General features: G+C 32.9%; 10 protein-coding genes. All 10 read left to right on the forward strand.

The window, feature by feature from the left end; genetic code table 11:
* The first annotated feature begins 53 nt into the window (after nucleotides 1-53).
* The 10 genes from A8975_RS10765 to A8975_RS10810 all read left to right on the forward strand — a co-directional run bounded on the left by A8975_RS10765 (nucleotide 54) and on the right by A8975_RS10810 (nucleotide 13,526).
* Entirely contained in the window at nucleotides 54-2,264 is a 2,211-nt protein-coding gene (locus A8975_RS10765; protein WP_129760440.1) for a RelA/SpoT family protein, read from the forward strand.
* 39 nt (nucleotides 2,265-2,303) lie between these two features.
* A complete protein-coding gene (locus A8975_RS10770; RefSeq protein ID WP_129760439.1) occupies nucleotides 2,304-2,750 on the forward strand; it encodes a Fur family transcriptional regulator in 447 nt (148 codons plus the stop codon).
* A 16-nt stretch (nucleotides 2,751-2,766) separates the two neighbouring features.
* Nucleotides 2,767-4,041: an adenylosuccinate synthase gene (locus A8975_RS10775; RefSeq protein WP_134200429.1), complete on the forward strand. Its 1,275-nt coding sequence runs from the start codon at nucleotides 2,767-2,769 to the stop codon at nucleotides 4,039-4,041.
* A gap of 228 nt (nucleotides 4,042-4,269) precedes the next feature.
* On the forward strand, nucleotides 4,270-5,964 hold the full coding sequence (locus tag A8975_RS10780) for an OstA-like protein (RefSeq protein WP_410504198.1): 1,695 nt from the start codon (nucleotides 4,270-4,272) through the stop codon (nucleotides 5,962-5,964).
* A gap of 1 nt (nucleotide 5,965) precedes the next feature.
* Nucleotides 5,966-7,144 (forward strand): aspartate aminotransferase family protein, encoded by a 1,179-nt coding sequence (locus tag A8975_RS10785; protein ID WP_134200431.1) that lies wholly within the window; start codon nucleotides 5,966-5,968, stop codon nucleotides 7,142-7,144.
* A gap of 171 nt (nucleotides 7,145-7,315) precedes the next feature.
* Nucleotides 7,316-8,719: a tetratricopeptide repeat protein gene (locus A8975_RS10790; RefSeq protein ID WP_131507719.1), complete on the forward strand. Its 1,404-nt coding sequence runs from the start codon at nucleotides 7,316-7,318 to the stop codon at nucleotides 8,717-8,719.
* Nucleotides 8,720-8,765: 46 nt separating this feature from the next.
* On the forward strand, nucleotides 8,766-9,686 hold the full coding sequence (locus tag A8975_RS10795; protein ID WP_134200433.1) for a DUF368 domain-containing protein: 921 nt from the start codon (nucleotides 8,766-8,768) through the stop codon (nucleotides 9,684-9,686).
* 2 nt (nucleotides 9,687-9,688) lie between these two features.
* Nucleotides 9,689-10,708, forward strand: a complete 1,020-nt coding sequence (locus A8975_RS10800; protein ID WP_134200435.1) for a DUF368 domain-containing protein — start codon at nucleotides 9,689-9,691, stop codon at nucleotides 10,706-10,708.
* The gene (locus A8975_RS10805) at nucleotides 10,701-11,438 is read left to right on the forward strand and encodes a shikimate dehydrogenase family protein (protein WP_131507725.1); all 738 of its coding nucleotides are present in this window, start codon (nucleotides 10,701-10,703) and stop codon (nucleotides 11,436-11,438) included. The genes A8975_RS10800 and A8975_RS10805 overlap by 8 nt, the downstream gene beginning before the upstream one ends.
* Nucleotides 11,439-11,525: 87 nt before the next feature.
* Nucleotides 11,526-13,526 carry a DUF349 domain-containing protein gene (locus tag A8975_RS10810; protein ID WP_131507727.1) on the forward strand — a complete coding sequence of 667 codons (2,001 nt, stop codon included), beginning with the start codon at nucleotides 11,526-11,528 and terminating at the stop codon, nucleotides 13,524-13,526.
* The last annotated feature ends 159 nt before the right edge of the window (nucleotides 13,527-13,685 follow it).

The raw sequence follows: 13,685 nt of genomic DNA on the forward strand, positions 1-13,685 counted from the left end.
TAAAACCATAAAAAGCAATTGCACATTAAATTTCTAATGCGTACTTTAGTTTTATGACAGAAGTTGAGATAGAAAAAGAAAATGCAGCCATTGCTAAAGCTTACAAAGAACTCCTTAAAGTAAGTTACCAGACATTAACCAATGACGATAAAAAATTAATCCGTCATGCGTTTGATGTAGCTGTTGATGCGCACAAAGATCAACGTAGAAAATCTGGTGAAGCCTATATTTTTCATCCTATAGCTGTAGCAAAAATTGTCGCTTCAGAAATAGGCTTGGATGCTATCTCTATTGCTGCTGCTCTGCTCCATGATGTTGTTGAAGACAATGAGGATTATACCAAAAATGACATCGAACAATTATTTGGAGAAACTGTTGCTCGTATTGTTGACGGACTTACTAAAATTTCGTCACTAAGTAAAGAAACCGATGTTTCCACCCAAGCGGAAAATTTCCGTAAAATGCTATTAACGCTTAACGACGACATTAGAGTTATCATTATCAAAATAGCCGACCGTCTTCATAACATGCAAACCATGGATGCGATGAGACGTGATAAACAGGAAAAAATAGCTTCTGAAACACTGTACATCTATGCACCATTAGCACATAGAATTGGGCTTTACAACATAAAAACCGAACTAGAAGATCTTGGTTTAAAATATACCGAACCTGAAGTTTATCAAGACATTCATGATAAAATAAAGGAAAGTAAAGAAGAGCAAGACAAATACATTGAAACCTTTTCTAAAACCATTAAAGATGCTTTAGATGCTGAAGGCTTAAATTACGACATTAAAGGTCGACCAAAATCTATTTATTCTATCCGTAGAAAAATGATAAAACAAGGTGTCACCTTTGATGAAGTATATGACAAATTTGCTGTTCGTATCATTTACAAGTCAGATGTCGCTAACGAAAAATTCCTAGCTTGGAAAATCTACTCCATAGTTACAGACCACTTCACACCTAACCCAACCCGATTAAGAGATTGGATATCCTCTCCAAAATCTACTGGTTACGAAGCGTTGCATATAACGGTTATGGGACCTAAAGGACGTTGGGTAGAAGTTCAAATTCGTAGTGAGCGCATGAACGAAATCGCCGAAAAAGGCTATGCAGCACACTACAAATACAAACAAGGTAATACCGAAGATGCTCTAGACACCTGGATAAATAAACTACAAGAAGCATTAGAAACTAACGAAACCAATGCTGTTGATTTTGTTGAACAGTTTAAGCTCAACCTATATTCAAAAGAAATTTATGTCTTCTCGCCTAAAGGAGATTTAAAATCGTTACCAAAAGGCGCAACACCTTTAGATTTTGCCTTTAGTATCCATACCGAAATAGGTATGAAAACAAGAGGAGCTAAAGTAAATGGCAAACTGGTGCCTTTGAGTCAAGAATTGCAAAGTGGTGACCAAGTTGAAATTTTAACATCCGAAAATGCCAAACCTAACTCCAACTGGTTAGACTATGCTACCACTGCAAGAGCTCGAAGCAAAATTAAAGGGTCGTTAAAAGACGAGAAAAAAACAATTGCTGAAGACGGTAAAGAGATTTTAAAACGAAAACTAAAGCAACTTAAAATAAACCTTGATGAAAAGGCTGTAAACGACATGGTTGTTTACTTTAAGCTAAAAACAAGCTTAGACTTATTTTATCGTGTTGGCATTGGCACTATTGACAATAGTATGCTTAAGGACTTTGCTTCATCTAGAAGCAATGCTTTAGTTAGCTTTATCAAAAATAAAATCTCTAGAAGACAAAACATCTCTAAGGAAGAGATAGAAAAAGATGAGATTACCTCAAAGTATGATTTATTAGTTTTTGGTAAAGAAGAAGAAAAACTAGATTATAAGTTAGCTAACTGTTGTAATCCTATTCCTGGAGATCCTGTATTTGGATTTTTAACTATTAATGAAGGTATAAAAATCCATAAAAAGAATTGCCCAAATGCCTTGAGCTTACAATCTAATTATGCCTACAGAATTATTCAGGCAAAATGGATAGATTCTTCGCAACAAGAATTTTCAGCTCAAATAAAATTATCTGGTATTGATAATTTAGGATTGGTAAACAACATTACAAAAATTATTTCTTCAAATATGCACGTTAACATGAAGAGTATTAGTTTTCAAAGTGACGATGGTGTTTTCACAGGAAAAATCAACGTTGTAGTTAAAAACAATTCCATGTTAAAAAAACTTATGGATAACCTTAAAAAAATTAATGGTATAGATAAGGTTACTAGAGTGTAAAAAATGTGTAAATTTGCTCCCGAACCTTCGGGATTAATTATGAGTGTAAAGACAGAACAAAGTAATCAAGAAATCGTAAAGAACGTTTTTACGGCTTTCTTAGAAGAAAAAGGACACAGAAAAACTCCTGAGCGTTATGCTATACTTCAGGAAATTTACGATAGTGAAGAACATTTTGATATTGAATCTCTATACATCAAAATGAAAAATAAAAACTATCGTGTAAGTCGTGCTACACTATACAATACTATAGAAATCCTTTTAGAGTGTGGCTTGGTAAGAAAACACCAATTTGGTCAAAACCAAGCACATTATGAAAAATCTTACTTCGACAAACAACACGATCATGTTATTTTAACTGACACTGGTGAGGTAATTGAATTTTGCGACCCAAGAATTCAATCTATCAAAAAAACCATCGAAGAAGTTTTTGATATAAAAATCAACAATCACTCACTTTATTTTTACGGAACTAAAAACAAATAACACTAACTAAATTATAATGGCAGTAGATTTACTACTAGGTTTACAATGGGGAGACGAAGGCAAAGGAAAAATTGTTGATGTTCTCACCTCCAAATACGATATTATTGCAAGATTTCAAGGTGGTCCAAATGCTGGACATACATTGGTATTTAATGGTAAAAAACATGTATTACACACAATACCTTCTGGTATTTTTCATAACGATACTGCAAATGTAGTTGGTAATGGTGTAGTTATTGACCCTGTAATCTTCAAAAAAGAGCTTGATAAATTAGCAGAACAAGATGTGGACTACAAAGTATCACTTCTTATTTCTAGAAAAGCTCACATTATACTGCCTACGCATCGTTTATTAGATGCTGCAAGCGAAGCTTCAAAAGGAAAGGCTAAAATAGGCTCAACCCTTAAAGGTATTGGTCCAACTTACATGGACAAAACCGGAAGAAATGGTATAAGAGTTGGTGATATAGAACTTGCCGATTGGAAAGAAAAATACAGAGCTCTTGCAGATAAGCACGAAGCTATGATAGCATTTTATAATGTTGACATTCAGTACGATTTAAAAGAACTTGAAGCTGAATTCTTTGATGCTATAGAAACTCTAAAAACACTTCAGTTTATAGATTCTGAAGAGTACTTACACCAAGCACAAAAATCGGACAAATCCATTTTAGCCGAAGGTGCTCAAGGTTCGCTTTTAGATATCGATTTTGGAACCTATCCATTTGTAACTTCTAGTAACACTACAGCTGCAGGTGCTTGTACTGGACTTGGAATTGCTCCTAATAAAATTGGCGAAGTGTATGGCATCTTTAAAGCTTACACTACTCGTGTAGGTTCTGGACCATTCCCTACTGAATTATTTGATCAAGATGGAGAAACTATGGCTAAAGTTGGTCATGAGTTTGGAGCAACAACTGGTCGTCCACGTCGTTGCGGATGGTTAGATTTGGTAGCATTACGCTATGCATGTCAAGTAAATGGTGTTACGCAACTTATCATGATGAAAGGTGATGTCCTTTCTGGATTCAAATCGTTAAAAGTATGTACTGCTTATAACTATAAAGGTGAAACCATACATCACTTACCGTTTAATATTGAAGAGAAAAATGTAACGCCTATATACACAGAGTTTGACGGTTGGAATGAAGACTTAACAGAAATGACTGAAGCATCTCAAATGCCAAAACAACTTAATGATTACATCGCTTTCTTAGAAAAAGAACTTGAACTTCCTATCACAATTGTTTCGGTAGGACCTGACAGAAAACAAACCATTGTAAGAAAGTAATTTACAAACCTAAATACTAAGCCTGCTCATTATTTTTAAGCAGGCTTTTTTCTGTTAAAAAATGTGTTAACACATACGAAAGCCTTTAGAATATAGTTATTTTTGAAAAAAATTAATTTTATCTTGAAAATACACAACCTACTCTATTACACTATACTCATACTTTTTGTAGTCACTAAAAGTTATGCTCAAGAAGGTAAAAGAATACAAATTGAGCATGCTGGTTTTATGGTTGCTGATTCTACTGTTGGTAAAGACATTGCAACCTTTGTAAGAAATGACCAGCAACAAATTCATGTTACTCATGATGGTGTAAACATGTGGTGTGATAAAGCCATTTATTATAAAAACGAAAACTTTATTGAGGCATTCAGTAATGTGAGAATGCAGCAAGGAGATACTATAAACATGACTGCTAAGTATGTTGAATATAGCGGAACTACAAAACTAGCTTTTGCCAGTGGAGACGTTGTACTTACCGAACCGCAATCTACCTTAACAACTGACACGCTCTTTTTTGACCGAGCAAAACAACAAGCTTATTATAAGAGTAAAGGAAAAGTGGTTAGAGACTCTTCTGGTACTATTACTAGTCAAATTGGTCGTTATTACATGGACAGCAAAAAATACCGTTTTTTAAAAGACGTGGTATTGGTTAATCCTGATTACACAATTAATTCCAACCAATTAGATTTTTATTCTGAAAGTGGTTACGCTTACCTTTATGGTCCAACAACTATTAAAGGCGAAACTTCAAACATTTATTGCGAAAGAGGATTTTATGACACCAATAACGATGTTGGTTATTTCGTAAAAAAATCAAGAATAGATTATGAAAATCGAATTTTTGAAGGTGATAGTATGTTCTTTGATCGAAACCGAAGTTTTGCTTCTGCAACCAATAACATAAAAGTTACAGATACTACAAATAAAAGTATCATTAAAGGACATTATGCCGAAGTATTTAGAGAAAAAGACTCTGTGTTCATCACCAAACGTGCTTTAGCAATTACAGTACAAGAAAACGATTCCATTTACATACACAGTGACACGCTTATGGTTACTGGTAAACCTGAACATCGAATTACAAGGGCTTATTATAATGCCAAAATTTACAAAAGTGATTTAAGTGGAAAAGCAGATTCTATTCATGCTGACCATAAAACAGGATTGACCGAGCTTATCAATTTATCACGCTTTTCATCAACCGATGCTTTTGCTACTAAGCGCAAACCTATATTATGGAACTTAGGTAATCAAATGAGTGGAGACACTATTCACTTAATTTCAAACACTGAAACCGAAGAACTAGACTCTTTAAAAGTATTTGACAATGCCTTTTTAATAAGTAAAGACACTTTAGGCACAGGATTTAATCAAATTAAGGGGCAAAAACTATATGGCTTGTTTAAAAACAACGAATTATATAATGTTGATATCATAAAAAATGCTGAAATCATCTATTTCTCTAGAGATGGAGAAAATGAACTCATTGGAATAAACAAGTCAAAGTCTGGTAGTATCAACATTCAAATTTCAGATAACACTATTAATGAAATTAGACTAATCAATCAGGTTGATGGAGACTTATTTCCTGAATCTCAATTCCCTGAAAATGCTAGACGACTTAGAGGTTTTGATTGGCGAGAAGAAGAACGTCCAACTAGTGTTGAAGACCTTTTTAAAGACGATCCTCCACTAGAACTTCCTATTATAAAAGGACTAGGAGAGTTTGTTCCTGAAGAAGAGTTTTTTGATGAAGCGTTGTTAGACCGAGTTGACGAAGCTGAAAGCGAAGACCCTAAAAAAGTAAACAAAGCTGCTCGCAATATTCCTAAACAAGTATTGCAAAAAAGAGATTCCATTAAAGCTCAAAACACACCTCTAAAAAAGGTGGTTAAGCCTAAAAAGGATAAGCAATAACATGAAATCGGATTTTTTCACATACCAAGCGCAAACGAGTCCTCATCCTTTAGCTATGGAAATTTCTCATGCTAATGGTAGTTATATTTATGATTCAAACAATAAAGCTTATTTAGATTTTGTAGCTGGTGTTTCAGCAAATAGCTTAGGTCACAATCACCCAAAAGTTGTTAACGCCATAAAAAATCAACTGGATAAATACATGCATGTTATGGTTTATGGCGAATACATTCAAGAACCAGCAGTAGAACTTGCTAAACTTTTAGCTAAACATTTACCTAAGCCTCTTGAAACAACGTATTTAACAAACTCTGGTACCGAAGCTATTGAAGGCGCTTTAAAACTAGCCAAACGTTTTACAAGTAGAAGTCAAATAATAGCTGCAAAACATGCTTATCATGGCAATACTATGGGTTCCATGAGTGTTATGGGTTACGAAGAACGCAAGCAAGCGTTTAGACCTTTATTACCTGATGTCCATTTTATTGAATTCAATAACGAAGTTGACATCAATACAATTACCACAAAAACTGCAGCAGTAATTTTAGAAACCATACAAGGAGGTGCAGGTTTTATTGAACCTACCAATGATTACTTACAAAAGGTTAAAGCAAAGTGTAAAGCTGTTGGTGCTGTTTTAATCTTAGACGAAATCCAACCTGGTTTTGGTAGAACAGGAAAACTATTTGGTTTTGAACACTACAACTGTGTTCCTGATATTTTAGTTACAGGTAAAGGCCTTGGTGGTGGAATGCCTATTGGTGCATTTACAGCTTCTAAAGACATGATGTCTAATTTATCTGAAAACCCAAAATTAGGACACATCACTACATTTGGAGGACATCCAGTAATTGCGGCTTCAGCTTTAGCTACAGTAAAAGAAATTACTGAAAGTAATTTAATGACTGAAGCTTTAGAAAAAGAGCAATTAATACGTAAAAAACTAAAGCATCCTTTAATAAAAGAAATAAGAGGAAAAGGATTAATGCTAGCTGCAATGACACCTTCTGCAGACATAACAAATGAAGTTATTTTAAAGTGTCAAGACGAAGGATTAATACTTTTTTGGTTACTTTTTGAGCCAAAAGCCATCAGGATTACGCCTCCATTAACCATTTCAAACGAAGAAATTATTAAAGGTTGTGACATAATACTTAAAGTTTTAGACTCAATTTCTTAATCTTATTCGCTCTAAAAATACGACATAAACATCTGATACATAGCAAACAAAACCCAATCATATAAAATAAAAATTCACCTGTTAATTAATTTGTTAAAAACATTCATCGCAAAAACTTCAATTGCGCCAATAGAACAGTAAATTTATTACAAGTAACAATTATACCTGCCTATGGAGTTCAGTCGCAGTGACGAAAACAACTTATCGCTTACAAGATTTGAGTCAATGCTAAAAACCAACAATGTGTTGTTTTTTGATTCAAATGAGTTTGAAAACATAATCCAGCACTATCTGGAAATTGGTAAAATTGCCCTCGCAAAAAAAGCCATCAAATTAGGGTTAGAGCAACATCCAACATCAGTTAACCTTAAACTTTTTCAGGTTGAGATTTATGTTATTGAAAACAAGCTAGAACATGCTGACAAGATTCTTGATGAACTTTATGAAATAGAACCTTCTAACGAAGAAATTTATGTTCAAAAAGCAAATGTTCTCTCTAAAAGAGATGAACACGAAATGGCAATCAACACGTTAAAGATTGCTTTAAAACTGAGTAATAATGACGAGGATGATTCTGATTTATACGCACTCATTGGTATGGAATACCTGTTTTTAGATAAGTTTGAAGAAGCAAAAGAGTATTTTATCAAGTGTCTTGAATTAGACATGCACGATTACTCTGCTTTGTATAATATTATTTATTGTTTTGATTTTCTTGACCAAAACGAAGAAGCTATCAACTTCTTAACTCAATATTTAGACAGCAATCCTTATTGCGAAGTTGCTTGGCATCAATTAGGTAAGCAATACTTTGCAATTAAAGACTATAAAAAAGCATTAGCAGCATTTGACTTTGCTATTATTTCAGACGACACTTTTGTAGGTGCTTATCTTGAAAAAGGAAAAGTTTTAGAAAAGCAACAACAGTACAATAATGCTATTGAAAATTATAAAATAACCTTAGCACTTGACGAGCCTACATCATTTGCACTGTTAAGAATTGGTCATTGTTATGAAAAATTAGGCAATGACGACTTAGCGGTTCAATATTTTTACAAAACTGTACACGAAGATCCGCTTTTAGATAAAGGATGGATTGCCATTACTAAGTTTTATAATAAGAAACGAAATTTCCAAAAAGCGCTTTATTACATCAACAAAGCAATAAATATTGATTGTGAAAATGTGATTTACTGGAAACTGTATGCACAAATCAATCATCAGTTAAACTTTTTGGAAGAAGCTGAAAGAGGCTACAAAAAAACATTAGAACTTGGCAATTATGAACTTCAAACTTGGTTATCTAGGTCTGATATTCTAATCAGTTTAGGTGAGTTTGAAGCTTCTATTTACAACTTAATTCAAGCTGCAGAATTTTACCCTGAAACACCAGAAATTGAGTTTAGATTAGCTGGTTTATATTTTACATTACACGAATCAGAAAAAGCGCATTACCATTTAAAAAATGGCTTGTTGCTAGACGATGAGTTTTATTACATACTAGAAGAACTTTTCCCGAAAGTTTATAATAAAATTTCTGTAAAAGAGATTATTTCAAATTCTAAAAAGGCTTAAAGCGAAAATTCCATACCTTTACGTTTCTTATTTTTTAAAATAACAAATGCAAAGACGCTTTTTAGATTATTTCATCCTTTCACTTAAAGGTATTGCCATGGGAGCAGCAGATGCAGTTCCTGGAGTTTCTGGCGGAACAATAGCCTTTATTTCTGGTATTTACGAAGAACTAATTACCACTATCAGCAACGTTAACTTATCCTTAATTACAACTCTTAGAAAAGAAGGTTTTAAAGCCTTTTGGATTCAGCTTAACGGTAACTTTTTGGTGGCACTATTAACTGGTATTATTATTAGTTTTGTGTCCTTTATGCGATTAGCCAAATACCTTATTGAAAATCATCCTATTTTAATTTGGTCGTTCTTTTTTGGGTTAATTGTAGCTAGTATCTTCTTTGTAGGTAAGCAAATACAAAAATGGAATTTAGCAGTTATTATTTCTCTAATAGCTGGAGCCTTAATCGCCTATTATATTACAACACTACCTTCAATGGCTAATAATGATAATCCTTTGTTTTTATTTTTTGCTGGAGCTATTGCTATTTGCGCTATGATTTTACCAGGTATTTCGGGTTCATTCATTCTTGTTATTCTTGGAGCATACAAAACCTTAAGTGATGCTTTGCATGACTTTGACATAAAAAAAATACTAATTTTTGCTGTTGGTGCAGTTGTTGGTTTATTGAGTTTTAGTCGCGTTTTAAAGTGGTTGTTCAAAAACTACCACAATATCACATTAGCTATTCTTACTGGTTTTATTTTTGGGTCTTTAAACAAAATTTGGCCTTGGAAAAAAGTGCTAACATGGAGAACAAACTCTAAAGGAGAACAAATTCCTTTATTAGAAGAAAGCATATCTCCTTTTAACTTTGATGGAGACCCTAAATTAGCAATTGCCATTGTTTTAATGATTGTAGGTTTTTCTACAATTTTTATACTTGAAAAGTTAGGTTCTAAAAAACAATAACAATGCAAAGCACCAGAACTTTTAAAGACAAACTATTTCTGGTCATTAAAGGACTAGCAATGGGAGCCGCGAATAAGGTTCCTGGTGTATCTGGTGGTGTGGTTGCTTTTGTTGCAGGGTTTTATGAAGAGTTTATATACTCACTTCAAAAGGTAAACAAAACAGCTTTTAAACTTTTATTCAACGGTAGATTTAAAAGTTTTTTCAATTACATAAACGGTCGGTTTCTTACCTTACTCCTTTTTGGGATGTTGGTAAGTTATTTTAGCGTATCAAAAATATTGGATTACTTCCTGGAGCATTATCAGCTTTTTGTTTGGAGTTTGTTTTTTGGGATGATTATTGGCTCCATTTATTACATAAACAAAGATTTTAAAGACTGGAATTATAAAACAATACTCTCTTTAATTATAGGTATTGCCTTAGGTGTTGGTATTAGTTTTTTAGATCCAGCTAAAGAAAATGACAATCTTTGGTTTGTATTTTTCTGTGGAATCATTAGTGTTTCAGGAATGACACTTCCTGGATTTTCTGGTTCTTTCATATTAATTCTCTTAGGAAATTACGTATTACTTCTAGTGGACTCCGTTAATGCTTTATATGATACTTTTTCTGAAATTTTTAGCGGCAATTTTGAGTTTGTTCACGATGCAAATAGAATAAGAATGCTAAAAGTTTTAGGAGTGTTCACTTTAGGCTCAGTTACTGGATTAGTAACATTTTCGCACATACTTAATTACATTTTAAAACATTATAAAAGTATTACCACAGCAACAATAATTGGTTTTATTATTGGCTCTCTTGGTGTTGTTTGGCCTTGGAAAGAGATTGTTTACAAACAAAACGCTTCAGGTGATTTTATTTTAGACTCTACTGGACAAAAAATTATAGAAAACTACACACGATTTATTCCTGAACTTAACAACGAAACATACATTGCAATTTTGTTTGTTTTAATAGGAATTTTAATAGTTTTGGCGTTGGAATGGTACGGACAAAAAACCAGAAAGATAAATGCATAAATTAGGATTAGTAGGTAAGAATATCTCCTATTCATTTTCCAAAAAATATTTCACTGAAAAATTTGAAAATGAACAACTTCCGTTTGAATACGAAAATTTTGACATCAAAGCAATTTCTGAATTAAAAGATATTATTGCTTCCAATAAAAAGTTAGTAGGATTAAACGTAACTATACCTTACAAAGAGGCTGTAATCCCTCTATTAGACGATATTAACAAAAGAGCGAAAAAAATTGGAGCTGTAAATACTATAAGAATTTCTCCTAAAGGAAAACTTAAAGGTTACAACACGGATTATTACGGATTCAAAAAATCGTTACAACCTTTATTAAAACCTCATCATACTTCTGCTTTAATTTTAGGAACAGGTGGAGCTTCAAAAGCTATAGCATACACGCTAAAAAAATTAAAAATAGATTTTGATTATGTATCTAGAACTCCAAAATCTGGAGTTAAATTTTTGTATTCAGATTTAACCGATCAAATCATAAGCTCATACTCAATTATTATTAATTGTACTCCTGTTGGAACTTATCCTGACGTTAACACATGTCCTGATATTCCTTACGATGGCATCACATCAAACCACATACTTTACGATTTAATCTACAATCCTGATCAAACAAAGTTTTTAACTTGTGGTGACATAAAAGGTGCACAAACTTGTAATGGCTATAAAATGCTAGAGCTACAAGCCGAAAAAGCTTGGAAAATTTGGAATCTTAAATAAAGTACCAAAATTTCTATTCCTTTTTGTAATTCAGTGACTTGTTAGTATATTAGCTTTTTAAGTATTTAGAACTAAAAACATTGTAAAATGTCAGAGAAAGATAACCTGCAAAATGCAGATGGAAACGAAGAAACAAAAGCTACTGCAAACCAAGCTACTGAAAGTACTGGAGCTGAAACAACTCAAGATGCTACGTCATTAGAAAACCCAACAACTGATGAGAATACTAATTCTACTTCAGAACAGGTTGAAACTAATGAGGAAACCAAAACTGAGACTGTTGAAGAAAAATCCAACTCTCATGTAGATGAAATTGACGAGTCTAATGCCGAAGATGCTGAAGACGAAAGCAATAGTGAAAGACACACACTAGAAGAAAAAGACTACCACGCCATGTCAATGGAGCAGTTGGTAAAAGAATTTGACAGTTTACTTAAACAACAAAAAGTTCAAACTATAAAATCTCATGTTGATGAGATAAGATCTGAATTCAATGCTAAATTCAGTGAACTTCTTGAAGAGAAAAAAGAAGAATTCATTAACGATAGTGGTAATGAAATAGACTTCAAGTACTCTACTCCAACAAAAAAAGAGTTCAATTCACTTTATAAAGAGTATAAAAGCAACCTAAACGCTTACTACAAAAATCTAGAAAGCAGTTTAAAATCTAACCTAGAAAATCGTTTAAGAATTATTGAGGAAATTAAGGGACTTATTAATGTTGAAGAAAATATAAACACAACATACAAGCACTTTAAAGAACTACAAGAAGAATGGCGAAATGCTGGTCCGATTCCAAGAGACAAATACAATAACGCTTGGAATACATACCATCACCATGTTGAGATTTTCTATGATTTCCTGCATCTCAATCGTGATTTGAGAGATATGGATTTTAAACACAACTTGGATCAAAAACTTAAAATTATTGAGCGCGCTGAAGAACTTGCAAAAGATGACAACGTAAACAGAGCGTTTAGAGAATTGCAAGTGCTACATAAAATGTGGAAAGAAGACCTTGGTCCTGTTGCTAAAGAACATCGAGAAGACATTTGGGATCGATTTAGCAATGCAACTAAAACCATACATGATAAACGACAAGCGTATTATGCCGATTTAGATAAGGCCTATGAAGCTAACTTAGAGCGTAAAGAAGAAATTATCGCAAAGATTGATGCAGTAGCTCAAGACAACGCCAACACACATCAAGCATGGCAAAAGAAAATAAAAACTATTGAAGCCTTAAGACAAGATTTCTTTAATGCTGGAAAAGTACCAATTAAAGTTAATGAAGCTACTTGGGCAAAATTTAAAGCATCAGTTAGAGCTTTTAATAAAAAGAAAAATTCCTTTTATAAAAACTTAAAAAAGGAACAGTATGATAATCTTCAGAAAAAGCTAGACCTAATAAAAATTGCTGAAGACAATAAGGACAGTGAAGACTTTGAAACTGTAACACCTTTAATGAAGAAAATTCAAAGTGACTGGAAAAAAATTGGGCATGTTCCAAGAAAAGACAGTGACAAAATTTGGCACAAGTTTAAAGCTGCTTGTAATCATTACTTCGATAAACTTCATGCTGAGCGTAATGCTGCTAATAAAGAATTATTTGAAGCCTATGAAAAGAAGTCAAAGTTTTTAGAAGCCTTAAAAGATTTAAAATTATCAGGAACACCAGAAAGTGATATTGAAACTTTAAAAGCTAAAATAGACGAGTGGAAATCATTAGGCAATGTTCCTCACAGCAAACGTTATATTGAAGGAAAGTTCAATAAGGCTTTAGATGACATGTTCGGTAAACTTAAAATGGATAAGACCGAAATTGAAATGATTAAGTTTGAAAATAAACTTGAAGCCTTATCGCAACCTGATGATACTAGACTTCTTGATAATGAACATAATTTTATTCGTAAAAAAATAGACGAAGTAAAAGGAGAAATCAACCAACTAGAAAACAATCTTCAGTTTTTCTCTAATGTTGATGAAAGCAACCCTATGGTAAAAGATGTTTTAAACAATATTGAAAACCATAAAAACAATCTGAGCATTTGGGAAGAAAAACTTAGAAAACTTAAGGATATGTATTAAAAATCAAATCCTACCTGCTAAAAACAGGTAGGATTGTGACCCCTAACTAAACTAAATTTTGAATCTTAATCACATCCGCTTAAAATATAATTAAGACTACCTACTTATGATTATGAAACTATAATTTCAAGTTTCTATCTGTATTATATACGTATTATC

Origin of the sequence: Meridianimaribacter flavus (assembly GCF_004366715.1) — a bacterium.
In the GTDB taxonomy this organism is placed as follows: Bacteria; Bacteroidota; Bacteroidia; order Flavobacteriales; family Flavobacteriaceae; genus Gaetbulibacter_B; species Gaetbulibacter_B jejuensis.